We start from the raw sequence: 24,554 nt of genomic DNA, 5'->3' as shown, positions 1-24,554 counted from the left end.
ACGCGCCTACGCCCCCCTCCCCCGATGCTCCTGAGGACTCACCCCGTACACCCTCTTGAACGCACTGGACAGAGCGAACGCACTCCCGTACCCCACCTGCCGAGCGATCGCCTCCAACGTCGCGTCCCCCTCCCGCAGCCGGTCCGCCGCCAACGCCAGCCGCCACCCCGTCAGATACGTCATCGGCGGCTCCCCCACCAGCTCCGTGAACCGTCGTCCCAGCGCCGCCCGCGAGACCCCCGCCTTCGCCGCGAGCGACGCCACCGTCCACGGATGCGCCGGATCGTCCTGGACGAGCCGTAGCGCCCGGCCCACCACCGGGTCGGCAAGCGCCCGGTACCAGGCGGGAGCGGCCCCCTCGGGGCGGGCGAACCAGGCACGCAGCGCGGCGATGACGAGCAGGTCGAGGAGGCGGTCGAGGACCACTTCCTGGCCGGGTTCGTCGCGGACGATCTCCTCCATGAGCAGGGGCGTGAGCGGGCAGTCCCACACCTCGGGGGTCAGTGTCAGCAGCGGCGGCAGCGCGTCCAGCAGGCGTCCGCTGACCTCGCCCTGCCACAGATACGTGCCGATCAGCATCACGGCCGACCCGTCGAGCCGGTCGCCCCAGGTGCGTACGCCGAGGTCCATGACGCCGTTGAGGGAGCGCCCGTCGGGGTAGCGGCACTCCCCGCCCGGCAGGATCAGTGCCTGCGGCTCCGTGCCGGGGTCGTCGGCGCAGGTGTAGGGGTCGGGGCCGCGGGCGATGGCGAGATCACCGGCGCGCAGTCGTACGCTCCCCGAGCCTTCGGCCGGGGCGACCCCCCTCTCGTTTCGCTCGCCCGCGTCCGGCATGATCCATGCCTCGCCGCGGACCATGAGCATGACGGTGAGCGGGGCGCGGTCCTCGACGCGCACGCTCCAGGGCGGTTCGAAGCACGCCCGGATCATGAAGGCGCCCCGAGCGCGGGGCCCTTCGAGAAGGCCTGCGAGAGCGTCCATGGCGTCAGCGTAGACGCCCGCGCATGGGAATGAGCCGTTCAGCGATGGGGTCCTGGGGCGCGGGGGCGTTGACTCGGGGGCATGACGGAGAACACGCAGCGGAACATGACGGTGGTGGTGACCGGCGCCTCGGGTCGTACGGGCAGCCGGGTGGCGGAGTCGGTGCGGGCGGCCGGGTTCGAGGTGCGGGCCGCGTCCCGGGCGCGGGGGTTCGACTGGGAGGACCCGACGACCTGGGCGGACACCCTGCGGGACGCGGACGCCGCGTACCTGGTGTACCCCTCCGACGTGGGCGCCCCGGCGGCCACCGAGGGGGTCGGGGCGCTCGCCCGGGAGGCCGTGGGGCTCGGCGTGCGGCGGCTGGTGCTGCTGTCCGCGCGGGGTGAGGAGCAGGCGGGGGCGACCGAGGAGGCGCTCAAGGCGTCGGGGGCGGACTGGACCGTCGTACAGGCGTCGTGGTTCTCGCAGAACTTCAGCGAGGGGCCGCTGGTGGAGGAGGTGCGGCACGGCGGGCTGACGTTCCCGGCGGGTGAGGTGCAGGAGCCGTTCATCGATGTGCGGGACATCGCGGACGTGGTGGCGGCGGTGCTGTCGTCCGGGGAGCGGTACGTGGGGCGGTCGGTGGAGGTGACGGGGCCGCGGTTGCTGTCGTTCCGGGAGGCGGTCGCGGAGATCTCCGAGGCGACCGGGAGGAAGCTGACGTACACGCCGGTGCCCGCGCGCGCCTACGGGGAGGCGCTCACCGGGTTCGGGGTGCCCGTCGAGGAGGCGGAGTTCCTGGTGGAGGTGTTCGAGGGGCTGCTCGACGGGCGGAACGCGCGGGTGACGGACGGTGTGCGTCAGGTGCTGGGACGGGAGCCCCGGGACTTCGCGGAGTTCGTACGGGAGTCCACGGCGGCCTGGAGTCAGGGGCTACGAGCCGTCGGGTGACTTGTGCGGGGGATGCGTGCTCTTCACATGGGTGCGCAGCCTCGACGTCACGTCCTCCGGCGGGAGGAAGCGGGACCACCGCTCGGGGAACTCCGACGGCATGTCCGGGTCGTCGGGGTCGTCCGGGTCGCTCTCCCGGTGGGCGGTGGCGCGGGCGACGTACTCGGCGACCTGCGCCTCGCGGACGCGTTCGTTGGCGGCGCGGGCCGCGGCGGTGGCGGCGGCCGGCCAGACGCGGTCGATGGCGGCGTTGACGGCGGCGCCGACGAGGACCGCGAAGGCGGAGACACCGATCCAGAGCATGACGGCGACGGCGGCGGCGAGCGAGCCGTAGATCGAGGCGCCCTCGATGGTGTTGGTGAGGTAGATGCGCAGCAGGAAGCTGCCCAGCACCCACATGGCGAGGGCGACGAGGGAGCCGGGCACGTCCTCGATCCAGGGCGAACGGACGGGGACGGAGACGTGGTAGAGCGTGGTCAGGAAGGCGATGGACAGCACGATCACCACGGGCCAGTACAGGATCTGGACGACCGTCGCCGACCACGGCACGATCCGGACGACGGCGTCGGGGCCCGCGACCATGAGGGGCAGTGCGATCGAGCCGATGACCAGGGCGGCGAGGAAGAGCAGGAACGCCACCACCCGGGTCTTGACGATGCCGCGGACGCCGTCGAGGCCGTACATGACGGTGATGGTGTCGATGAAGACGTTCACCGCGCGGGAGCCCGACCACAGGGCGAACAGGAAGCCGATGGAGATGACGTCGGGGCGGCCGCCCTTCATGACGTCGTCGAGGATCGGCTGGGCGATCTGCCGGACGCCTTTGTCGGACAGGACGGTGCGGGAGGCCTCCAGGAGGTTGGCCTCCAGGCTGCTGATGGAGTCGGTGCCGGTCCAGTCGTCGACGTAGCCGAGCAGGCCGATCATGCTGAGCAGCAGCGGCGGCACGGACAGCAGGGTGAAGAAGGCGGCCTCGGCGGCGAGGCCGAGGATGCGGTACTCCATGCAGGAGTTGACGGTGTCCTTGAGCAGCAGCCAGGCGGTCCTGCGCTTGGAGACGTCTCGGTAGAGGGCACGCGCCCGGTGGAGACGGCCGGAGGGGGGCCGCTGGGGGGATTCACTTGCTGGCTGCACGACCTAAAGGTATCCGCCGTACGAGGCTGCACTCATCCCCCACGGGGTCGCGGCCGAGGCGATTCGGGCCATTTTCCTGTCATGCCCGCGATGGCCGAATTATTCGGTCACGCATGTGAACACCCTGCTGGGGAATGCGACGAAGCCCGGAAATCGCCAATGCCCGAGATTGCATTGAATGGTTCATGAATCTCCGGAATCGTTCCGTATCGCATACGTTGCCTGGGCCAGCCTCCCCCCTGCCCACCCGAAGTGGAGAGGTGAGGCCATGAGCACGATCCCGCGGTGGACCCGCAACCCCAGGCCCGGCACCGCGGAGTACACGGCGCCGCTGCCCGAGGGCCTGCCGGCGGGCCCCGCCGCCCTCCGGGCGGCGCACGCCAAGGTGCTGGCCGCCCTGTCCGCGGCCCCCGGCGACCCCGCTCTCCGTGTCGACGTCACGGACGGCGACCGCGTTCTGCGACTGCGCTACCGCACCGATGTCCTCGACCGCGAGGCCGCCGCCCGGATCGCCGGCTACCACCTCGCCGCCCTGGCCGCCCCGGTCCGGCACAGCCTGCTCTCCGAGGCCGAACTCCGCCACCAGTTGGAGGAGTTGGCCGGCCCGTCCCGGGAGCTGCCCGACCGGCGGGTGCACGAGCTGTTCGAGGAGCGGGCGGCCCGGCACCCGGATGCGGTGGCCGTCGTCTCGGCGGCCGGGCAGTGGACGTACGGCGAGCTCGACTCCCGCGCCAACCGCATCGGGCGGGCGCTGCTCGCCCACGGGCTGCGCCCCGAGGGCGTCGTCGCCGTGCTCCTGGAGCGCGACCTCGACTGGCCGGCCGCGGTCCTGGGCATCCTCAAGGCGGGCGGGGCGTGTCTGCCGATCGGGGCGCGTCTCCCCGTGGGACAGGTGCGGACGATGCTCGACCGCGCGGACTACAGCCTGCTCCTCGGTCCGGACTCCGTGGCCGCCGCCTACGCCGAGGACCACGCGGACACCGACCTGGGCGTCCCGGTGGCCGCCGACGGGCCGGCCACCCTGCACTTCACGTCCGGCTCCGCCGGTGAGCCCAAGGGCGCGACGGGCGAGCAAGCCGGCTTCGCCAACCACGTCCTCGCCAAGATCGACGACCTGGGCCTCGGCGTCGGCGACGTGGTCGCGCAGACCGCGCCCCCGTACCGCGCCGGCTCCCTGTGGCAGCTGATGTCGCCCCTCCTGGCGGGCGGTCGGACGCTGCTGGTCGGGCCGGAGACGGTCCGGGACGTGCCGCGGTTCGTGGACACGATCGAGTGCGGCCGGGTCTCCGTGGTGCAGGTGCGCCCGTCGTATCTGGAGTCGATGCTCGCCGAGTTGGCGCGGCGCCCCCGTGAACTCCCTCACCTGCGCCGGGTGGTGGTGACCGGAGAGCCCCTGCGGACGGACCTGGTACGGCGCTGGTTCACGGCCCTGCCGGCCGTCCCGCTGGTCAACTCCTACGGACCGCCCGAGACTTCGGGCGACACCCATCACGAGATCCTGCACGACGTACCGGCCGGCCACTGGGTGCCGCTCGGGCGGCCGATCGCCAACGTACGGGTGTACGTCGTCGACGAACGGCTGGTGCCCGTGCCGCTGGGCGCTCCCGGCGAGATCGTGTTCTCGGGCGTCTGCGTGGGCCGCGGATATGTCAACGACCCCGAGGGGACGCGAGCGGCGTTCACCGAGGACCCGTACCGGCCGGGCGAGCGGCTGTACCGCGGCGGCGACCGGGGACGCCGGCTGCCCGACGGGAAGCTGGAACTCCTCGGGCGACGCGAGGACCCGGCCGACCGGGACCCCGGCCGGCCGCACGGCCCGAGAGGAACCGCCCTGGCATCGCTCTCCACGCGCCGGGGGCTGTATTAGGTTCGCACCATGGCAGGCAGCACGCACAAGGTGACCAACCAGCCCCCGCCCTTGACCGGCCACGACGTCTTCACCACGGACAGAGCCCTGGTCGCGGCGGTCGAACGGCATGTGACACCGGATTGCCTCGACGAGGTCGTGGGCGAACTCGCGGCCCTCGGGCGCGCCTCCGGCTCCGCCCAGGTCCAGGAATGGGGCGCGCAGGCGAACGAGAACCCGCCCCGCCTCAGGACCCACGACCGCTACGGCCACCGCGTCGACGAGGTCGACTTCCACCCCGCCTGGCACCGCCTCCTCGGCAAGGGCGTCTCCGTCGGCCTCACCGCCGCCTGGAACCGTCCCGCGGGCCATGTGCGGCGCGCGGCCGCGTTCCTGGTGTGGACGCAGGTCGACGCCGGCAACCTCTGCCCGCTGTCGATGACCCACGCGGCCGTACCCGCCCTGCGTACGGAGCCCGCGTCGGCGCGGGAGTGGGAGCCCCGGCTCACGTCGATGATCTACGACCGCGAACCGCGCCCCGCGCACCGGAAGGCCGGCGTCCTGTTCGGGATGGCCATGACGGAGAAGCAGGGCGGCAGCGACGTACGGGCGAACACGACGACGGCGACGCCGCTCGCGGAGGAAGCGACGTACGCGCTGACCGGGCACAAGTGGTTCTGCTCGGCGCCCATGTCCGACGGCTTCCTCGTCCTGGCCCAGGCCCCGGAGGGCCTCACCTGCTTCCTCCTGCCCCGCGTCCTGGAGGACGGCAGCCGCAACACCTTCCGTATCCAGCGGCTCAAGGACAAGCTGGGCAACCGCTCCAACGCCTCGGCGGAGGTGGAGTTCGACGGGACGTGGGCGCGCCGGGTCGGTGAGGAGGGGCGCGGGGTGCGGACCATCATCGAGATGGTCACGGCGACCCGCCTCGACTGCGTCCTCGGTTCGGCGGGCCTGATGCGGCAGGCGGTGGCCCAGGCCATCCACCACTGCACGCACCGGGAGGCGTTCGGCGCGAAGCTGGTCGACCAGCCTCTGATGCGCGCGGTTCTGGCCGATCTCGCGGTGGAGTCGGAGGCGGCGACCACGCTCGCGCTCCGGCTGGCCGCCGCGTACGACGACGGCGGTGAACAGGAGCGGGCGTTCCTGCGGATCGCGGTCCCGGCCGCCAAGTACTGGGTGACCAAACGCTGCGCCCCACTGGTCGTGGAGGCCGCCGAGTGCCTGGGCGGCAACGGCTACGTGGAGGACTCCGGCCTCCCCCGCCTGATCCGCGAGTCCCCGCTGAACTCCGTCTGGGAGGGTGCGGGCAACGTCCAGGCCCTGGACGTCCTGCGCGCCCTGCAACGCGAGCCGCTGGCCTTCAACGCCTACCTCCAGGAGGTGGGCAGGTCCCGAGGCGCCGACCACCGCCTCGACGCGGCGATCAAGGACCTGCTGACAGACCTGGCGGATCTGGACGGCATCGAGGCGAGGGCGAGGCGCCTGACGGAGCGGCTGGCCCTGGTCCTGCAGGGCTCGCTGCTCGTCCGATTCGCGCCACCGGAAGTGGCGGACGCGTTCTGCGCCTCAAGGCTGGGCGGAGAAGCGGGAGCAACCTTCGGAACCTTGCCGTCCACATTGGACCTGGCGGCGGTACTGGCCCGGGCTCGACCCCTGGACTGACCCAGGGTCGACGCACCTGGGGGCGCGGGAAACTGCGCGACCGGCCACGAACAGGCCCGCGGACGCCAACGCACCTCAAGAGGCACCCCAGATGGCGGAATGCCGCCGAACCGCCGGACGGCAGGGGTGGTGCTGCGCCGACACGGCACCACCCCCGCCTTGGCCCGTTCGAGGCCGCGAACGCCGCTCGGGACGGCGTCGCTCAAGTTTCAACCAGCCACGCCCGGTCCACCAGGGTTGCAAGGGGTTGCAACTTGCTGCTGTCTGTGGCCGGACTGTGTCCCTCCGCGAGAGACGAACGGCACCATGAGACGAACAGTCAGGAAGGACACCGCCCGTTGGCCGAAAGCCGACGGGAAACCGGTTGTCCGCGGCCCCTCCGGGAGGACCAGTGGCGCTCTCGCCGACGGACGTCGCCCAGCTAGTCGCCGTGGACGCGGCGCGCGCGGCGCGGGTGCTGAGCGACGTCCGCTCCGCCACGCTCTCGGGGCAGCGGGTGCCGGTCGCCCCGCGGCCGGTGATCGAGCAGTCGTGGGACCGGATGCTGCGCGGCGGCGTCGACCCCGACCATGACTTCCGTACCGGGCTGCTGCCCCGGGAGGAGGTGCAGCGGCGCCGGGAGTCCTCGGAGCTCAGGCATGTCCTGCCGGTGCTGCGCGAGGGCCTGCTGTCGGTCGCGGACGTCGCCCACCACATCATGGTGGTCGCCGACGAGGAGGGCCGGGTGCTGTGGCGGGAGGGCAGCTCGCCGGTGCTGCGCAAGGCCGACGGGACCGGGTTCGAACTCGGGGCCGACTGGCGGGAGGGTGTGATCGGCACGAACGGCATCGGCACCCCGGTGGTGGCGCGCCGGCCGGTGCAGGTCTTCGCCTCGGAGCACTTCGTCCGCTCGCAGACCTCCTGGACCTGTACCGGGGCGCCGATCATCGACCCGCGGGACAGCCGGCTGATCGGCGTGGTGGACGTGAGCGGTCCGCTGGAGACGATGCATCCGGCGACGCTCGCCTGGGTCGGCTCGGTGGCCAAGCTGGCCGAGGCCCGGCTGCGCGAACTGCACCAGTCCACGCTGGAGCAGCTGCGTGCGACGGCGGCGCCGGTGCTGGCGCGGCTCGGCGGGCGGGCGGTGGCGGTGGACCGGGACGGCTGGACCGCGGCGGTGACCGGGATGCCGTACCAGAGCCGGGTCGGGCTGCCCAAGTCGCTGTCGCCGGGACAGCGGTGGCTGCCGACGCTGGGGCCGTGCACGGTGGAGCCGCTGGCGGGAGGCTGGTTGATCCGGGCGGCGGACGAGCCGGGGCCGCGGGGTGCGACACGGATCGTGCTGGATCTGTCGCAGCCGCGCCGCTGGTCGATGACGGTGTCCGGGGGTGCCGGCACCTGGAGTCACGAACTGAGCCCTCGGCATGCCGAGTTGCTGTATCTGCTGGCCCTGCGCCGCAGTGGGCGCAGCGCGGCGGAGCTGGCCGACGACCTGTTCGGCGACCCGGGCCGTACGGTGACGGTGCGGGCGGAGATGTCGCGGGTACGGCGCTATCTCGGGGGGTTTCTGGAGCATCGGCCGTATCGTTTCTGCGAGGACGCCGAGGTCGAGGTACTGCTCCCCGACGACCCGCGCGACCTGCTGCCGCACTCCACGGCCCCGGCGGTGGCCGGGAAACGACTGTCCCGCCAGGCACCTTGAGGTCACCCGAGTCCACGAAATCGCCCGCCGGAACACCCAAGAAGCGGCATCTTCCGCATATTTGCAGGGTCTTCGTCCCCGGCACGCCCGGACTGCCGTAGCATCCCTCTACGGGCCACCCCACCTGCTCCTTGGTCAACGCACGGATCACCAGGCGCAGTTGGCCCGCCTCGGGAGGTACGAGATGATGCATCGCGGCAGACACCGCAGGCGGAAGCGGGGCAAAGCGCTGCGCGCGTTCCTGGCCGGAACCGCCCTCGCGCTCACCGCCGCGGCCACCATGATCAGCGCCTCACAGGCCACCGTCGCCGCGGATCCCGGGGCCCTGAAGCCGCTGGCCACCGCCGCCGAGACCGACACGCTGCGGCTGCACGAGCAGCTGGAACCGCGGTCCACCCTCGACACCCTGGCCGCCGCGATGGGCAGGCCGGAGGGCGTGAGCGCCGTCCTCGCCGACGCCGACCACTCCCTGCGCGGCTCGGCCGACTGCACGGCGACCGAGCGCAGGGCGCTGCCCGTCGAACCGGCGGCCACCCGCGCCTACTGCTGGGACGCCGCCGACACCCGCTCCTGGCGCCCCGGCGCGGTCACCACCTCGGGCGACGCCGACGACGACGGCCTGTGGGGACAGAACCGGGTGATCCTCTCCGCCTGGAGCCAGGGGGCGCACGACCTGGCCCGGGTCGCGTTCATCGACGCCAACGACCTCGACCGCCTCACCTACTCCTGGGTGCTGCTCACCGTCCCGGTCGACGGAGGCCGCGACTACCGCGCGCTCGACTCCCAGGTCTCCGGCATGGTCTGGTACCAGGACAAACTGCTGGTCACCTCCGCCGACGGGCTGTACGTGTACGACATGAACCGCGTCCAGCGCGCCACCACGGACGCCCCCGCGGTCGGCCGGGTGAACGGCGGCTGGGCGGCGCACGGCAACCGCTGGGTACTGCCCGCGGTCGGCGTCTACCGCGCCGGCACCACGCACCCCGACTATCTCTCCCTCGACCGCAGCAGCTCCCCCGACAGCCTGGTCGCGAGCGACTGGGTGTCCAAGGACAGCGACCGGAACGTACGGCTGTGGCGCTACGACCTCAGCGCGTCCTCCGATCGCGCCGGGCTGCTCACCACGGACGCGGCGGGGTTCACGCCCGTCGATGAGGCGTACGAGACCAAGGCCCCCGGCGTCGGGGCCGTGCTGTCGTACCGCTCCGAGTGGTATCTGGGCCGCACCGCGGAGGACCAGGACGGCCGCGGCACGCTGTGGCGGCAGGACGCGACCGGCGCCCGGGCCACCCGCTGCGGCACCGACGAGTCCACCCGCTGCTGGAGCGGGACGGCGGAGTCCCTGTCGTACTGGGAGGCGACGGGCGAGGTCTGGTCCCAGTCGGGACAGGCGCTGTTCGCGCTGCCGCTGAGCACGATCGACAGATCGCTGGCCTAGATGGTTGCCTGGGGGGCATGTCCAACATCCCCGTGACCACCTGGTCCCTTGAGCAGACCGCGCCGACCGACCTCCTTCCGGCCGCCGCGCCGGAGGGCGACGTGCGGATCGTCCGCTCCGAGGTCCCCTCCCCCGAGTTCAGCCGTTTCCTGTACGCCTCCGTCGGCGGCGACATCCGCTGGATCGACCGGCTCGGCTGGACGTACGCCCAGTGGGAGGAGCACCTGAACCGGCCGGGCGTGGAGACCTGGGTGGCGTACGACCGGGGCACGCCCGCGGGGTACGTGGAGCTGGAACCGCAGGACGACGGGGTCGTGGAGATCGTCTACTTCGGGCTGATCCCGGGCTTCCGCGGGCGGCGGATCGGCGGCCATCTGCTGTCGTACGGCGCCGCGCGCGCCTGGGACCTCGCGGACCGCTGGCCGGGGCTGACCGACACCAAGCGGGTGTGGCTGCACACGTGCAGCCTGGACGGCGAGCACGCGATGGCGAACTACCAGCGCCGGGGCTTCACCCTGTTCGACACCAAGGTCGAGGAGCAGCCGGTGGTGGCCACCACGGGCCCCTGGCCGGGTGCGCACCCCGCCTGACCTCGGGTTTCCGGCCTCCGGCATAGCGCGGCCGACCTACGCCGACAAGACCTCCCGCAGCGCATGTGATCGACGACACCCTTGTCTCGACCTTCGAGACAAGGGTGTCCGCATGATGGACGAAGCTGGACTGTGTCCAGATCGCCGTGACACGCTTCCGTCATGTCTGGAACTGGAATTGCCTTGGTGAGTCGGCGGCACGTCGACCTCGGCCGCATGTCCAGCGCCATCTGTCCGGCGCGCTAGCGAGCCGCAGCCGCCCGACATCTTTTGACTCCTCGCTTTCCCCTGCGCAACGACGCGCACGTCTACCCATGCGCCCGCGCGCGCAGGTCAGAGCCGCTTTCCGCCTGTCCCGAAGGACGTAACAACCATGGCCGCCACCCCCCAGAACCCTGCTGCCGCAGCGCCCCGCCGCAAGGTGAGCCGTCACCGCGGTGAGGGTCAGTGGGCCGCGGGGCACCACACCCCGCTGAACGGCAACGAGCAGTTCAAGAAGGACGACGACGGTCTCAATGTGCGGACACGCATTGAGACGATCTACTCCAAGCGCGGGTTCGACTCGATCGACCCCAACGACCTGCGTGGACGGATGCGCTGGTGGGGGCTCTACACCCAGCGCAAGCCCGGGATCGACGGCGGCAAGACCGCGATCCTGGAGCCTGAGGAGCTGGACGACAAGTACTTCATGCTGCGGGTGCGGATCGACGGCGGACGCCTCACCACCCAGCAGCTGCGCGTCATCGGCGAGATCTCCGAGGAGTTCGCGCGCGGCAGCGCGGACATCACCGACCGGCAGAACATCCAGCTGCACTGGATCCGCATCGAGGACGTCCCCGAGATCTGGAACCGCCTTGAGGCGGTCGGACTGTCCACGACCGAGGCCTGCGGCGACTGCCCGCGTGTGGTCATCGGCTCGCCGGTCGCCGGCATCGCCGAGGACGAGATCATCGACGGCACCTGGGCGATCGACGAGATCCACGAGCGCTACATCGGCAGCCACGAGTTCTCCAACCTGCCGCGCAAGTTCAAGACGGCCATCTCCGGCTCCCCGCTGCTGGACGTGGTCCACGAGATCAACGACATCGCCTTCGTCGGTGTAGAGCACCCCGAGCACGGCCCCGGCTTCGACCTCTGGGTCGGCGGCGGCCTGTCCACCAACCCCAAGCTCGGCGTCCGGCTCGGCGCCTGGGTGCCGCTGGGGGAGGTCCCGGAGGTGTGGGCCGGCGTGGTCGGCATCTTCCGCGACTGGGGCTACCGCCGGCTGCGCACCCGCGCCCGTCTGAAGTTCCTCGTCGCCGACTGGGGCCCGGAGAAGTTCCGCCAGGTCCTGGAGGACGACTACCTCCAGCGCAAGATGATCGACGGTCCCGCGCCCGCCGAGCCCTCAGGCCGCTGGCGTGACCACGTCGGTGTGCACAAGCAGCAGGACGGCCGTTACTACGTCGGCTTCGCGCCGCGCGTCGGCCGGGTCGACGGCGCCACCCTCACGAAGATCGCCGAGGTCGCCGAGGCGCACGGCTCGAACCGGGTACGGACCACCGTCGAGCAGAAGATGATCATCCTCGATGTCGAGGAGGCGCAGGTCGAGCCGCTGGTCGAGGCGCTGGGTGCGCTGGACCTGACGGCCAAGCCCTCCCCGTTCCGGCGCGGCACCATGGCCTGCACCGGCATCGAGTACTGCAAGCTCGCCATCGTCGAGACCAAGGCGCGCGGCTCCCAGCTGATCGACGAGCTGGAGCGCCGCATCCCGGACTTCGACGAGCCGCTCACCATCAACCTCAACGGCTGCCCCAACGCCTGCGCCCGTATCCAGGTGGCGGACATCGGTCTCAAGGGTCAGCTGGTCCTCAACGACCAGGGCGAGCAGGTCGAGGGCTACCAGGTGCACCTCGGCGGCGCGCTGGGCCTGGAGGCCGGCTTCGGCCGCAAGGTCCGTGGTCTGAAGGTCACCTCCGAGGAGCTGCCCGACTACGTCGAGCGGGTCCTGAAGCGGTTCCAGGCCGAGCGTGAGGAGGGCGAGCGCTTCGCCTCCTGGGCCACGCGCGCCTCGGAGGAGGCACTGTCGTGAGCGAGCGAGCCGCCCCCTTCTACTGCCCCTACTGCGGCGACGAGGACCTGCGCCCGTCCGAGCAGGGTCACGGCGCGTGGGAATGCGCGGCCTGCAACCGCGCATTCCAGTTGAAGTTCCTCGGGCTGCTCGCCCGGGGCCTTCAGCACAACGACGCAGGGGGAGAAGAGATATGACCGCGCTTCAGGAAGAACGTACGACCGACGAACTCAAGGCCCTGGCCGAGCAGGCGGGACGGGATCTCGAGGACGCCTCCGCCCTGGAGATCCTCCAGTGGGCGGTCGACACCTTCGGCAAGCGCTTCTGCGTGACCTCCTCGATGGAGGACGCGGTCGTCGCCCATCTCGCGTCCCGCGCGATGAAGGGCGTGGACGTCGTCTTCCTCGACACCGGCTATCACTTCGAGGAGACCATCGGCACCCGGGACGCGGTCGAGGCCGTGATGGACGTCAACGTCATCACGCTCACCCCGCGCCAGACGGTCGCCGAGCAGGACGCGGAGTACGGCCCCAAGCTGCACGACCGCGACCCCGACCTGTGCTGCAAGCTGCGCAAGGTGCAGCCCCTGGAGCAGGGCCTGACGAACTACCTGGCCTGGGCCACCGGCCTGCGCCGCGACGAGTCCCCGACCCGGGCGAACACCCCGGTCGTCGGCTGGGACGAGAAGCGGCAGAAGGTCAAGATCTCCCCGATCGCCCGCTGGAGCCAGGACGACGTCGACGCGTACGTCGCCGAGCACGGCGTCCTCACCAACCCGCTGCTGATGGACGGTTACGCCTCCGTCGGCTGCGCCCCCTGCACCCGCCGGGTGCTGGAGGGCGAGGACGCGCGCGCCGGCCGCTGGGCGGGTCGCGCCAAGACCGAGTGCGGGCTGCACTGATGACCACCACCGACAAGGAGTTGCACGTGACGACCGGAGCCACCGTCTGGCTCACGGGTCTGCCGAGTGCCGGCAAGACCACCATCGCGTACGAGCTGGCCGGCCGGCTGCGCGAGGAGGGCCACCTCGTCGAGGTGCTCGACGGCGACGAGATCCGCGAGTTCATCTCCGCGGGCCTCGGCTTCAGCCGCGAGGACCGGCACACCAACGTGCAGCGCATCGGCTTCCTCGCCGAACTGCTCGCCCGCAACGGCGTCAAGGCGCTCGTACCGGTGATCGCGCCGTACGCGGACAGCCGTGAGGCGGTGCGCAAGCGCCACCAGGAGAGCGGCGCCGCGTACGTCGAGGTGCACGTGGCGACCCCGGTCGAGGTGTGCTCCGTACGCGATGTGAAGGGTCTGTACGCCAAGCAGGCCGCGGGTGAGCTGACCGGGCTGACGGGTGTCGACGACCCGTACGAGGCGCCCGAGTCGCCCGATCTGCGCATCGAGTCGCAGAACCAGACCGTCCAGGAGTCCGCGGCGGCGGTCCACGCGCTGCTCACCGAGAGGGGACTGGCATGACGACGACCGTCGCGGCGGTGACGGAGGGCACGCACGCTCCGTACGCCCTCTCGCACCTGGACTCCCTCGAGTCCGAGGCCGTACACATCTTCCGTGAGGTGGCGGGTGAGTTCGAGCGGCCGGTGATCCTGTTCTCCGGCGGCAAGGACTCCATCGTCATGCTGCACCTGGCGCTGAAGGCGTTCGCCCCGGCGGCGGTCCCCTTCTCACTGCTGCACGTGGACACCGGGCACAACTTCCCCGAGGTACTTGAGTACCGGGACCGTACGGTGGCTCAGCACGGGCTGCGGCTGCATGTCGCGTCCGTGCAGGACTACATCGACCGGGGGGTGCTCAAGGAGCGCCCGGACGGGACCCGTAACCCGCTCCAGACGCTGCCGCTGACGGAGAAGATCCAGGCGGAGAAGTTCGACGCGGTCTTCGGCGGTGGCCGCCGGGACGAGGAGAAGGCCCGCGCGAAAGAGCGGGTGTTCTCGCTGCGCGACGAGTTCTCGCAGTGGGACCCGCGCCGCCAGCGCCCCGAACTGTGGAACCTCTACAACGGACGGCACGCTCCCGGCGAGCACGTCCGCGTGTTCCCGCTCTCCAACTGGACCGAGCTGGACGTCTGGCAGTACATCGCCCGCGAGGGCATCGAGCTGCCGGAGATCTACTTCGCGCACGAGCGTGAGGTGTTCCAGCGGGCCGGCATGTGGCTGACCGCCGGCGAGTGGGGCGGCCCCAAGGAGACCGAGGCCGTCGAGAAGCGTCTCGTGCGTTATCGCACGGTCGGCGACATGTCCTGCACCGGTGCCGTCGACTCCGACGCCGTGACGCTGGAGCAGGTCATCACGGAGATCGCCGCGTCCCGGCTCACCGAGCGCGGCGCGACCCGCGCCGACGACAAGATGTCCGAGGCCGCGATGGAAGACCGCAAGCGCGAGGGGTACTTCTAAGCATGAGCACGACCACTTCCGAGGCGCTCTCGGAGACGACCCTGCTGCGGTTCGCGACCGCGGGCTCCGTCGACGACGGCAAGTCGACCCTCGTCGGCCGGCTGCTGCACGACTCCAAGTCGGTCCTCACCGACCAACTGGAGGCCGTGGAACGCGCCTCCGCGTCGCGCGGCCAGGAAGGCCCCGACCTCGCGCTCCTCACGGACGGCCTGCGCGCCGAGCGCGAGCAGGGCATCACCATCGACGTGGCCTACCGCTACTTCGCCACCGCCAAGCGCCGGTTCATCCTCGCCGACACCCCCGGCCACGTGCAGTACACCCGCAACATGGTCACCGGCGCCTCCACGGCCGAGCTGACGGTGATCCTCATCGACGCCCGCAACGGTGTCGTCGAGCAGACCCGCCGGCACGCCGCCCTCGCGGCCCTGCTCCGCGTCCCGCACGTGGTCCTCGCCGTCAACAAGATGGACCTCGTCGAGTACAAGGAGTCCGTCTTCGCCGCGATCGCCGAGGAGTTCACGGCGTACGCGACCGAACTGGGCGTCCCCGAGGTCACCGCGATCCCGATCTCGGCGCTCGCCGGTGACAACGTGGTGGAGCCCTCCGCCAACATGGACTGGTACGGCGGCCCGACCGTCCTGGAGCACCTGGAGACGGTCCCGGTCACCCATGACCTGAGCCACTGCCACGCGCGCCTGCCCGTGCAGTTCGTGATCCGCCCGCAGACCGCCGAGCACCCCGACTACCGGGGGTACGCCGGTCAGATCGCCGCCGGTTCCTTCCACGTCGGCGAGCCGGTCACCGTCCTGCCCTCCGGCCGCGCGTCGAAGATCGCCGGTATCGACCTGCTGGGCAAGCCGGTCGACGTGGCCTGGACGACCCAGTCGGTGACGATCCTGCTGGAGGACGACATCGACATCTCGCGCGGTGACCTCCTCGTGCCCAGCAAGGACGCCCCGGCGACCACCCAGGACGTCGAGGCGACCGTCTGCCATGTCGCCGACGCTCCGCTGACCGTCGGCCACCGGGTGCTGCTCAAGCACGGCACCCGCACGGTCAAGGCGATCGTCAAGGACATCCCCTCCCGTCTCACGCTCGACGACCTGTCCCTGCACCCGCACCCGGGACAGCTCGTCGCCAACGACATCGGCCGTGTGAAGATCCGCACCGCGGAACCGCTGCCGGTGGACTCCTACGCCGACTCCCGTCGCACCGGCTCGTTCATCCTGATCGACCCGAACGACGGCACCACGCTCACCGCGGGCATGGTCGGCGAGTCCTTCGCGTCCCCCGAGCCCGTCAAGGACGCGGCCGAGGATGACGGGTGGGACTTCTGACATGAACTCCACCGACTACTACTCCACGTTCGCGAAGGAGGGCGGCCGCGTAGGCAGCGGCGCGCTCGGCAGCGGGCAGGGCGGAGTGGCGCGATGTGTGCGTTGACGTACGCGCACCGCTTGCGCGCCCCGTCCCCCCACAGCCGTAGACGCAAACCTGCCGACCTCCCGGCCACGACCTGAGAGACCGTGACCGCCGGGCCTCCGAGAGGAACACCTCCCGTGCCTGCTCCATCTGCTCTTCGCCGCACCTTCGCGGTCATCGCCGCGCTGCCTCTCCTCACCCTCGCCGCCTGCGGCTACGGGTCCGACTCCAAGGACGACGACACCGCCAAGGTCGCCGCCGGGGCGAAGAAGATCGACGGACTGGACTCCGTCAAGATCGGCTACTTCGGCAACCTCACCCATGCCACCGCGCTGGTCGCCAACCAGAAGGGCTTCTTCCAGAAGGAGCTCGGTGCCACGAAGGCCTCGTACGCGACCTTCAACGCCGGTCCGTCCGAGATCGAGGCGCTCAACTCGGGCTCCATCGACATCGGTTGGATCGGCCCCTCCCCGGCAATCAACGGCTTCACCAAGTCCAAGGGCACCAACCTGCGCATCATCGGCGGTTCGGCGTCCGGCGGGGTGAAGCTCGTCGTCAACCCGAAGAAGATCAAGTCCCTGAAGGACGTCAAGGGCAAGAAGATCGCCACCCCGCAGCTGGGCAACACGCAGGACGTGGCGTTCCTCAACTGGATCTCGGAGCAGGGCTGGAAGGTCGACGCCGAGAGCGGCGCCGGTGACGTCTCGGTCGTCCGCACCGACAACAAGGTGACCCCGGACGCCTACAAGTCCGGCTCCATCGACGGCGCCTGGGTGCCGGAGCCGACCGCGTCCAAGCTGGTCGCCGAGGGCGGCAAGGTGCTGCTCGACGAGGCCGACCTGTGGCCGGACAAGAAGTTCGTGATCACGAACATCATCGTGTCGCAGAAGTTCCTCAAGGAGCACCCGAAGGCCGTCGAGGCGGTCCTGAAGGCCTCCGTCGAGACCAACAAGTGGATCAACGCCAACCCGGACGAGGCGAAGGCCGCGGCGAACAAGCAGCTGGAGGCCGACTCCGGCAAGGCGCTGCCGAACGACGTCCTGGACCCGGCCTGGAAGTCCATCCAGTTCACCAACGACCCGCTGGCCTCCACCCTCAACACCGAGGCGGAGCACGCGGTCAAGGCCGGTCTGCTGGAGGACCCCCTGCTGGACGGCATCTATGACCTGACGCTCCTGAACAAGGTCCTGAAGGCCGACGGCGAGAGCACGGTCGACGACGCCGGACTCGGCGTCAAGTAAGCCCTGATCCCGAGAGTCTCCAGGAGGTGACGACCATGGCCACCGCGGTTGCCAAGGCCGAACAGGCCGAGTCAGTCGAGTACGCCGCCCGCATCGAGCACGTCTCGAAGTCCTTCGGCGGGCCCGCCGGGCAGCAGCTCGTCCTCGACGACATCACCCTCGATGTCGCGCCGGGCGAGTTCGTCACCCTCCTGGGGGCCTCGGGCTGTGGCAAGTCCACGCTGCTCAACCTGGTCGCGGGTCTCGACGACCCGAGCGCCGGCAGTATCAGGACCGACGGGCGCCCCGCTCTGATGTTCCAGGAGCACGCCCTGTTCCCGTGGCTGACCGCGGGGAAGAACATCGAACTCGCCCTGAAACTGGGCGGAGTCGCGAAGAACGACCGGCGCGACCGCGCCGAGGAACTGCTCGAACTGGTCCGGCTGAAGGGCTCGTACGGCAAGCGGGTGCACGAGCTGTCCGGCGGTATGCGCCAGCGTGTGGCGCTCGCCCGGGCGCTGGCCCAGGAGAGCCGGCTGCTGCTCATGGACGAGCCGTTCGCGGCGCTGGACGCGATCACGCGCGACGTGCTGCACGACGAACTGACCCGGATCTGGGCGGAGACGGGGCTGTCCGTCCTGTTCGTCACGCACAACGTGCGCGAGGCGGTCAGGCTGGCCCAGCGGGTCGTCCTGCTCTCGTCCCGGCCCGGCCGGATCGCGCGCGAGTGGACGGTGGACATCCCGCAGCCGCGCCGTATCGAGGACGCCCCCGTGGCCGAACTGTCCCTTGAGATCACCGAACAACTGCGTGGGGAGATCCGCCGTCATGGCCAGCAGTGACACTAAGACGGCCGAGACGGACGCGACACGGGAGCAGTCCGCCGGTCTGGAGGCCGGTCTGGACGCCCTGGAGACCTCCGCCGCCACCCGGACGCCCTTCTCCGTGACCGTCCGCTCCAAGATCCTCCCGCCGCTCGTCGCGACGGCCGTGGTGCTGGTGATCTGGCAGGCGCTGATCTCCTTCGACATCGTCACCGACCCGACCAAGCTGCCCTCCCCCGGAGACGTGGCGACCGAGTTCAAGGACGCCTGGCTGGAGGGCAAGCTCCTCGGCTACATCTGGACCAGCGTCGAGCGCGGTCTGCTCGGCTTCCTGCTGGCCCTGGCGATCGGCACCCCGCTCGGTCTGATCGTCGCCCGGGTCAAGTTCGTCCGGGCCGCCATCGGCCCGGTCCTGTCCGGTCTCCAGTCGTTGCCTTCGGTGGCGTGGGTGCCGCCGGCCGTGCTGTGGCTGGGTCTGAACAACTCGATGATGTACGCGGTCATCCTGCTCGGCGCGGTCCCGTCCATCGCCAACGGACTCGTCTCCGGCATCGACCAGGTGCCGCCGCTGTTCCTGCGGGCGGGCCGCACGATGGGCGCGACCGGCTGGCGGGGTGCCCTGCACATCGTGCTGCCGGCCGCGCTGCCCGGCTATCTCGCCGGTCTGAAGCAGGGCTGGGCGTTCTCCTGGCGCTCGCTGATGGCGGCGGAGATCATCGCCTCCTCGCCCGACCTGGGCATCGGTCTCGGCGCGCTCCTGGAGAACGGCCGCAACGCCAGCTCCATGCCGATGATCTTCGAGGCGATCTTCCTGATCCTGTTCGTCGGCATCGCCGTCGACCTGCTGATCTTCAGCCCGCTGGAGCGGCGGGTGCTGCGCAGCCGCGGCCTGCTGGTGAAGGGGTAAGTCCTTTGCCGAGGAAGCCCGTTCTTCTCGTCATCGCCCACGGCAGCCGCGATCCGCGGCATGCCGCGACGGTGCACGCTCTCGTTCGCCGGGTGCGCGCGATGCGCCCGGACGTACGGGTGGAGACGGGCTTCCTGGACTTCAACGTCCCCTCCGTCCAGGGGGTGTTGGAGTCGCTGGCGGCACAGGGCGTGCGTGACGTGGTGGCCCTCCCGCTGCTGCTGACCCGTGCGTTCCACGCCAAGGCGGACATCCCGGCGGTGCTGCGCGCCGCGCCGCCGCGGCTGCGGATCCGGCAGGCCGAGGTGCTCGGCCCGTCTCCGCTGCTGCTGTCCGCGCTCGAACGGCGGTTGTACGAGGCGGGGTTGACGCCCGCCGACAAGTCCTCGACCGGGGTCGTGCTGGCCTCGGCGGGGTCCACGGACCCGGAGGCGATCGCAGTGATCGCAGAAATCGCGCGGGAGTGGCGGCACACCGGTTGGTGCGCCGTGCGGCCTGCGTTCGCCTCCGCCGCACTGCCTCGGACCGAGGATGCGGTGCGGGAGCTTCGGGCGCTGGGGTGTTCCCGGGTGGCCGTCGCGCCGTATGTCCTTGCTCCCGGTTTTCTGCCGGACCGGATCGCGCGGGGCGCGGTGGAGGCGGATGTGCTGGGGGATGTGCTCGGGGCGTCGCCTGAGGTGGCGCGGGTTTTGCTGGAGCGGTATGACGAAGCCCGGGTGCCTTTGCTGGCGGTTGTGGGTGCGTGATCAGTCTGCGGGCCGGTGGGGGCTTGTCGCGCAGTTCCCCGCGCCCCTCAGGTCTCTAGCGGCAGAGTTCGTTTCCTAGTGCCGTCCGCCCGTACCTTACGACTCTCCCCTCGCGCGTCCGGCTCAGGAGTCCCGCGTCGTAGAGCACCGTCAGGTGCTGGCTCACCGCGCCCGGCGTCACGTTCAGGCGGTGGGCCAGTTCTGTTGTCGAGGCGGGTTCTGCCAGGAGCAGGAGGAGTCTGGCTCTGGGGCGGCCGAGGAGGCGGGCCAGGGCGTCGCCGGTGACCGGGGGCGGTTCCTCCGAGAGGGTGGCCCTGCCGCGGGCCGGATAGATGATCGTGGGCGGCCGGGTGGGGTCGATCAGCGGCTGGGCGCCACGGGCGAACAGCGAGGGCAGCAGGACCAGTCCGCGTCCGGCGATGCTCATGTCGGTCCAGGGCGCCTGGAGCATGAAGTCGTCGGTGGACAGGCGTAGTTGGCCGTCCACCCAGCTGAGCCGCCGGTCCAGTCCCGCGAACATCGCCCCGGCCCCCTGCTCGGCGAGCACCCGCGCCTGATGGGCGAGGTCGGCCGCCATGATGCTCTGCACGCGCGGCCACCAGGCCGGGGCCAGGCAGACCTGCCAGTAGGCGTCGAGGGCCTCGACGATCCGCCGGAGGAACGCGGCGGGCTCGGTCAGGCCCCGGGCGACGACAGGCGGCAGCGCGTCCTCGGTGCGGTAGGCGGCACGGAAGTCGGCGTCGAGGAGCTCCGGCGGGGTGGCGCCGAGCCGCTCCAGCTCGTCGGCGAAGACGGGCCGGGCCCGTTCAGGTCGCGGGGTGAGGCAGTCCGGCACCCACAGCCAGGGGGCGGTCAGCGCGATGAGCAGCTCGTGGTCGAGGGTGTCCAGGCGGGGGCGGATGCGGCGCAGCCACGGCCGGTGATGGGGATAGCGGGCCGGGTCGTGCAGACAGCGCAGCGAGAACACGGCCTCCTGGAGCGGGGAGCAGGCGAAGGAGGTGGTGGCGAGGTCGCCGACGTCGAAGCGGAACTCAATCATTGAGTGCCACGCTAAATCATTGTCGGCACGGCACCGCCGCCGGGTGAGATGTCCGCATGACCACGACACCCGTCACCGCGCCCGTCGAACCCGAGCTACGCCCCTCCCGGCTTCCCACCGACCCCACCCTGCGCCGCGCCACCCTGCTGACCGCCGCCAACTCCCTCGGCAACGGCCTCTACTTCCCGCTCGGCGTCCTGTACTTCACCCGCGTCGTCGGCCTCGACGCGACCTCGGTCGGCCTCGGCATGACGGGCGCGGGGCTGGTCGGCGTGGCGGCCGGGGTACCGGCGGGCCGGGCCGCCGACCGGTGGGGTGCCCGGCGCGTGGGCGCGCTGCTGTGGGCTGGGACGGGCGTGGCGACGGCGGCGTACGTGTTCGTGCACTCCTACGTCGGTTTCCTCGTCGCGGTGGTCTGCGCGACCGGGCTCCAGATGGCGAGCCGCGGGGTGCAGGGCGCGATCTACGCCGATGTGCTGCCGGCCGCGACCCGGGTGGAGGCGCGGGCGTATCTGCGGATGGTCACCAACGTCTTCATGGGGGTGGGCGGCGTCTTCGGTGCGGTCGCCCTCCAACTCGACACGCGGGGCGCGTATGTGACGGTCATCCTGGTCAACGCGGTGTCGTTCGCGGGCCCCGCGCTGCTGCTCCCCCGCCTGCCGCTCGCGCCGCACGCGCTGGAACGCACGGCTCCCGAGGCCGGCGCCCCGGCGGCCGACCGCTGGCGTGCGGTGCGTGATCTGCCGTTCCTCGCGGTGACCGTGCTGAACGCGATCCTCGTCGTGCAGTACACGCTGTCCGAGGTCGGGCTGCCGCTGTGGATCGTGGAGCGCACCGAGGCGCCGCGCTGGACGGCGGCCCTGCTGATGATCCTCAACTGTGTGCTGGTGGCGCTGCTCCAGGTGCGGGTGGCCCGGCGCGCCTCCCAAGTGCCCAGCGCGGTACGGGCGATGGGCTGGTCGGGGCTGCTCCTCGCGCTGGCCTGCGCGGTGTACGCGGTGTCGGCGGGCCTGTCCCCGGTGTGGGCGGTGCTGGCGCTGGCGATCGGCGCGATCGTGCAGGTCTTCTCGGAGGTGCTGTCGGCCGCGGGCGGCTGGACCCTCGGCTACGAACTCGCCGACGCCCGCGTCCACGGCGTCTACCAGGGCGTGTTCGGCGCGGGCATGTCGGCCGGCATGATGGCGGGCCCCGCCCTGGTCACGGTCACCGCGATCCAGCACGGCACGGCGGGCTGGGCGATCCTCGGCGCCCTGTTCGCCCTCGCGGGCCTCGCGGTGAGCCCGGCGGTGCGCTGGGCCCTGCGGAACGGGGACTGGCGGGGCGACAAGGTCTAGCGGAACCGGAACCGTAAGCGGCGTGGCGACGCGAGCTAGTCGAAGCTCAGTTGGCCGGTGCGGGTGCGCTTCAGTTCGAAGAAGTCCGGGTCGGTGGCCAACACCCGGAAGCTGTCGAAGAGTTGCGCCGCCCGCGCGCCCCGCGGAATCGCCCGCAGCACCGGCCCGAACCACACCGTCCCGTCGACATGGATCGTGGGCGTGCCCACATAGCCGCCCGAGTCGGGTTCGGCGCCGGCCGTGTGACTGCGGTGGACGGCGTCGTCGTACGACGTGTCGTGCGCGGCGGCGGCGAGGGCCGCCGGGAGTCCGAGGTCCGTCAGGGACTCGGCGATCACCGCGTCGAAGTCCTCGGCCTTCCGTTCGTGGATACGGGTGCCGAAGGCGGTGTAGAGGTCACGCAGGACCTTCTCACCGTGCGCCTGCGCAGCGGCCACGGCGACGCGCACCGGTCCGATGGACTTGTCGACCAACTCCCGGTACCACCCGGGCAGTTCGTTTCCCGCGTTGTGCAGGTACAGGCTCATCGCGTGGAAGCGGAGGTCGAGCGGTCGGTGCCGTTCGACCTCCAGCAGCCAGCGGGAGGTGATCCAGGCGAAGGGGCAGGCGGGGTCGAACCAGAAGTCGACGCGGGTGGGTTCTGCGGTGGTCATGCCGTCGACGGTAATTCCTGATTGGCCCAGCATTGTGGTCCAATCAGGCACTGTTCCCGTGGTCCATTCCGGTCAGCCGCATCAGCTCCCCCACCGACATCGACCCCGGCGCCCTGCGCTCGCGCGCGAAGGTGTTGGCCAGGCGCTGCAAGAGGTCGTTGAGCGGGGTCGGTACGCCGTGCAGCCGGCCCAGCAGCGCGATCTCGCCGTTGAGGTAGTCGGCCTCGATGGTGCCGGTGCCCCGGTTCAGGGACTGCCAGGACGAGCCGCCGCCACGAGAGGCGCCGTGCAGGGGGGCGAGGAGGACCTTGTCGCCGCGTACGGCCCGCTGCTCCTCGGCACCCGTGTACGGGATGCCGGCGGCGTCGAGGACGGCGGCGCCCTCGGCCTTCACCCGCCCGAGGAGCACCACGGCCTCGTCGCTCTCCATCGGCCCGGTCACGGCCTCCAGCGCGTTCCCGAGGTTGGCGAGCAGCTTGGCGTACTGCCAGCGGGTCACGTCCGGTACGACCGGTGCCCCGAAGCGGGACTTCTCCAGGTCGGCGGCGATCAGCCGGGCGGTCTCGTCGGTGCCGTACGGGTAGCGGCCGAGGTGGAGGACGCCGGTGAGCGGGGCGCCGGCGGCGCTGACGACGCCGGGTTCGACGAGCGTGCAGGGCAGCCACACGCACACGCCGTACACCGTGCGGAAGGTGCGCAGGGCCAGGCGCTGGCTCTCCACGCCGTTCTGCGCACAGACCAGCGGCAGCCGCTCGGCCGCCGTACCCCCGCCCGTGACCGCTGCCGGCCCCCAGGTCTGGAGTGCCGCCACGCTGTCCTGGGTCTTCACGGCGAGGACGAGAACATCGTCGGCGCGCAGCTCGCCGAGCTCGGCCGGGTCCTCGACCACGGGCAGCCGATGGACGAACTCGCCGTCCGGAACGCGGAGTCGAAGCCCGTGCTCGCGCAGCGCCGCCCGGTGCGCGCCCCGTGCGACGAGGACCACCTCGCTCCCCGCCTCCGCGAGTCGCCCGCCGACGACGCCTCCGACCGCTCCCGCCCCGATGATGATGTAGCGCATGGACCGAGCCTCGCACAGGTGACCTTGCCACCGGGTGTCCGGTGTCCGTTGCCGGGCACGGTCACTGCGCGGCGGTCATCTCCACCAGCTTGACCACGGTGTTCCAGTTGCGGCTGGTGGCGATCAGCCCCTTGTTCACGCGCGGCTTGGAGAGCTGTTCGGCGAGCTTGGAGCGGCCCAGGCCGTCCGGGACGTACAGGTACAGGGCGCGGTCGCCGAGGCGGAACTCCTCGGGGAGGAAGGCGGGTTGGTCGATGGCGGCGAAACGGTCCGCGTCGACGCCGGCGGAGAAGTAGGTGACGTGCAGCTGCTTGCCCTCCAGTTCGGCGGCCGGGAAGGGGCAGGCGTCGACGATCGCGGCGAGGTAGGCGTGGTCGCGGACGATGACGTCGACCCCGAAACCGAAGTGCTTCTCGATCGCGGCGGTGAGCTCGGCCGCGAGGGACTCCTCGTCGCCGTGGCCGGTGGTGAACACCGCCTGGCCGCTCTGGAGGTAGGTGCGCACCCCTGAGTGGCCGAGCCCCTCCATCAGGGTGCGCAGTTCGGCCATGGGGACCTTCTTGGCACCGCCCACGTTGATCCCGCGCAGCAGCGCCGCATACGTCGTCGTCATGCGCTCACCATAGGACGACAGC

23 protein-coding genes and 1 pseudogene are annotated in these 24,554 nt (G+C 71.2%); 18 read left to right on the top strand and 6 right to left on the bottom strand.

The window, feature by feature from the left end; genetic code table 11:
* Positions 1-6: 6 nt before the first annotated feature.
* A complete protein-coding gene (locus tag ACIHIX_RS07320; protein WP_399951053.1) occupies positions 7-981 on the bottom strand; it encodes an AraC family transcriptional regulator in 975 nt (324 codons plus the stop codon).
* A gap of 81 nt (positions 982-1,062) precedes the next feature.
* Between ACIHIX_RS07320 and ACIHIX_RS07315 the strand changes: the two genes are divergently transcribed.
* Positions 1,063-1,911, top strand: coding sequence for an NAD(P)H-binding protein (locus tag ACIHIX_RS07315; RefSeq protein WP_399951050.1), 849 nt, complete (start codon positions 1,063-1,065; stop codon positions 1,909-1,911).
* Here the strand turns inward: ACIHIX_RS07315 and ACIHIX_RS07310 are convergent.
* Complete coding sequence (locus tag ACIHIX_RS07310) at positions 1,894-3,045, bottom strand: YihY/virulence factor BrkB family protein (RefSeq protein ID WP_399951048.1); 1,152 nt, start codon at positions 3,043-3,045, stop codon at positions 1,894-1,896. The two genes, ACIHIX_RS07315 and ACIHIX_RS07310, sit on opposite strands and share 18 nt — an antisense overlap.
* Positions 3,046-3,313: 268 nt before the next feature.
* Between ACIHIX_RS07310 and ACIHIX_RS07305 the strand changes: the two are divergent.
* The 16 genes and pseudogenes from ACIHIX_RS07305 to ACIHIX_RS07230 form a co-directional block, all read left to right on the top strand.
* Positions 3,314-4,825: pseudogene (locus ACIHIX_RS07305) on the top strand (AMP-binding protein); the annotation flags it as partial.
* Between the two features lie 96 nt (positions 4,826-4,921).
* Positions 4,922-6,556, top strand: coding sequence for an acyl-CoA dehydrogenase family protein (locus ACIHIX_RS07300; RefSeq protein ID WP_399951045.1), 1,635 nt, complete (start codon positions 4,922-4,924; stop codon positions 6,554-6,556).
* Between the two features lie 391 nt (positions 6,557-6,947).
* A complete protein-coding gene (locus ACIHIX_RS07295) occupies positions 6,948-8,237 on the top strand; it encodes a GAF domain-containing protein (RefSeq protein ID WP_399951042.1) in 1,290 nt (429 codons plus the stop codon).
* Positions 8,238-8,421: 184 nt separating this feature from the next.
* A complete protein-coding gene (locus tag ACIHIX_RS07290; RefSeq protein ID WP_399951039.1) occupies positions 8,422-9,675 on the top strand; it encodes a hypothetical protein in 1,254 nt (417 codons plus the stop codon).
* A 17-nt stretch (positions 9,676-9,692) separates the two neighbouring features.
* Positions 9,693-10,265 carry a GNAT family N-acetyltransferase gene (locus ACIHIX_RS07285; protein ID WP_399951036.1) on the top strand — a complete coding sequence of 191 codons (573 nt, stop codon included), beginning with the start codon at positions 9,693-9,695 and terminating at the stop codon, positions 10,263-10,265.
* A 162-nt stretch (positions 10,266-10,427) separates the two neighbouring features.
* The gene (locus ACIHIX_RS07280; protein ID WP_310591794.1) at positions 10,428-10,511 is read left to right on the top strand and encodes a putative leader peptide; all 84 of its coding nucleotides are present in this window, start codon (positions 10,428-10,430) and stop codon (positions 10,509-10,511) included.
* Between the two features lie 127 nt (positions 10,512-10,638).
* Positions 10,639-12,336 (top strand): nitrite/sulfite reductase, encoded by a 1,698-nt coding sequence (locus tag ACIHIX_RS07275; RefSeq protein WP_399951033.1) that lies wholly within the window; start codon positions 10,639-10,641, stop codon positions 12,334-12,336.
* On the top strand, positions 12,333-12,512 hold the full coding sequence (locus ACIHIX_RS07270; RefSeq protein ID WP_314205404.1) for a hypothetical protein: 180 nt from the start codon (positions 12,333-12,335) through the stop codon (positions 12,510-12,512). The genes ACIHIX_RS07275 and ACIHIX_RS07270 overlap by 4 nt, the downstream gene beginning before the upstream one ends.
* Positions 12,509-13,216 (top strand): phosphoadenylyl-sulfate reductase, encoded by a 708-nt coding sequence (locus ACIHIX_RS07265; protein ID WP_399951029.1) that lies wholly within the window; start codon positions 12,509-12,511, stop codon positions 13,214-13,216. The genes ACIHIX_RS07270 and ACIHIX_RS07265 overlap by 4 nt, the downstream gene beginning before the upstream one ends.
* A 26-nt stretch (positions 13,217-13,242) precedes the next feature.
* Positions 13,243-13,779: an adenylyl-sulfate kinase gene (gene cysC / locus ACIHIX_RS07260; RefSeq protein WP_399951943.1), complete on the top strand. Its 537-nt coding sequence runs from the start codon at positions 13,243-13,245 to the stop codon at positions 13,777-13,779.
* Positions 13,776-14,714, top strand: a complete 939-nt coding sequence (gene cysD, locus ACIHIX_RS07255; RefSeq protein WP_399951027.1) for a sulfate adenylyltransferase subunit CysD — start codon at positions 13,776-13,778, stop codon at positions 14,712-14,714. Before cysC ends, cysD begins: the two co-directional genes overlap by 4 nt.
* A 2-nt stretch (positions 14,715-14,716) precedes the next feature.
* Positions 14,717-16,051, top strand: a complete 1,335-nt coding sequence (locus ACIHIX_RS07250; protein WP_399951024.1) for a sulfate adenylyltransferase subunit 1 — start codon at positions 14,717-14,719, stop codon at positions 16,049-16,051.
* Positions 16,052-16,273: 222 nt separating this feature from the next.
* The gene (locus tag ACIHIX_RS07245) at positions 16,274-17,377 is read left to right on the top strand and encodes an aliphatic sulfonate ABC transporter substrate-binding protein (protein ID WP_399951021.1); all 1,104 of its coding nucleotides are present in this window, start codon (positions 16,274-16,276) and stop codon (positions 17,375-17,377) included.
* Positions 17,378-17,412: 35 nt separating this feature from the next.
* A complete protein-coding gene (locus ACIHIX_RS07240; protein WP_399951019.1) occupies positions 17,413-18,198 on the top strand; it encodes an ABC transporter ATP-binding protein in 786 nt (261 codons plus the stop codon).
* Entirely contained in the window at positions 18,185-19,087 is a 903-nt protein-coding gene (locus tag ACIHIX_RS07235; protein ID WP_399951016.1) for an ABC transporter permease, read from the top strand. The genes ACIHIX_RS07240 and ACIHIX_RS07235 overlap by 14 nt, the downstream gene beginning before the upstream one ends.
* A gap of 5 nt (positions 19,088-19,092) precedes the next feature.
* Positions 19,093-19,833: a sirohydrochlorin chelatase gene (locus ACIHIX_RS07230; protein ID WP_399951013.1), complete on the top strand. Its 741-nt coding sequence runs from the start codon at positions 19,093-19,095 to the stop codon at positions 19,831-19,833.
* Between the two features lie 55 nt (positions 19,834-19,888).
* On the opposite strand, the gene ACIHIX_RS07225 is transcribed toward ACIHIX_RS07230, so the two are convergent.
* Positions 19,889-20,872, bottom strand: coding sequence for a helix-turn-helix domain-containing protein (locus tag ACIHIX_RS07225; protein WP_399951010.1), 984 nt, complete (start codon positions 20,870-20,872; stop codon positions 19,889-19,891).
* Positions 20,873-20,928: 56 nt separating this feature from the next.
* On the opposite strand from ACIHIX_RS07225, the gene ACIHIX_RS07220 reads away from it, so the two are divergent.
* On the top strand, positions 20,929-22,206 hold the full coding sequence (locus ACIHIX_RS07220; protein ID WP_399951007.1) for an MFS transporter: 1,278 nt from the start codon (positions 20,929-20,931) through the stop codon (positions 22,204-22,206).
* 35 nt (positions 22,207-22,241) lie between these two features.
* Here ACIHIX_RS07220 and ACIHIX_RS07215 read toward each other — a convergent pair whose 3' ends face one another.
* The 3 genes from ACIHIX_RS07215 to ACIHIX_RS07205 form a co-directional block, all read right to left on the bottom strand.
* The gene (locus ACIHIX_RS07215) at positions 22,242-22,859 is read right to left on the bottom strand and encodes a DsbA family protein (protein ID WP_399951004.1); all 618 of its coding nucleotides are present in this window, start codon (positions 22,857-22,859) and stop codon (positions 22,242-22,244) included.
* A 43-nt stretch (positions 22,860-22,902) separates the two neighbouring features.
* Positions 22,903-23,919, bottom strand: a complete 1,017-nt coding sequence (locus tag ACIHIX_RS07210) for a ketopantoate reductase family protein (protein ID WP_399951001.1) — start codon at positions 23,917-23,919, stop codon at positions 22,903-22,905.
* 61 nt (positions 23,920-23,980) lie between these two features.
* Positions 23,981-24,532: a DUF1697 domain-containing protein gene (locus ACIHIX_RS07205; protein ID WP_399950998.1), complete on the bottom strand. Its 552-nt coding sequence runs from the start codon at positions 24,530-24,532 to the stop codon at positions 23,981-23,983.
* Positions 24,533-24,554 lie beyond the last annotated feature (22 nt).

Source organism: Streptomyces sp. NPDC051913 (genome assembly GCF_044593635.1).
In the GTDB taxonomy this organism is placed as follows: Bacteria; Actinomycetota; Actinomycetes; order Streptomycetales; family Streptomycetaceae; genus Streptomyces.
Note: the sequence above shows the minus strand (reverse complement) of the source record. Positions and strands in the feature narration are given on the sequence as shown.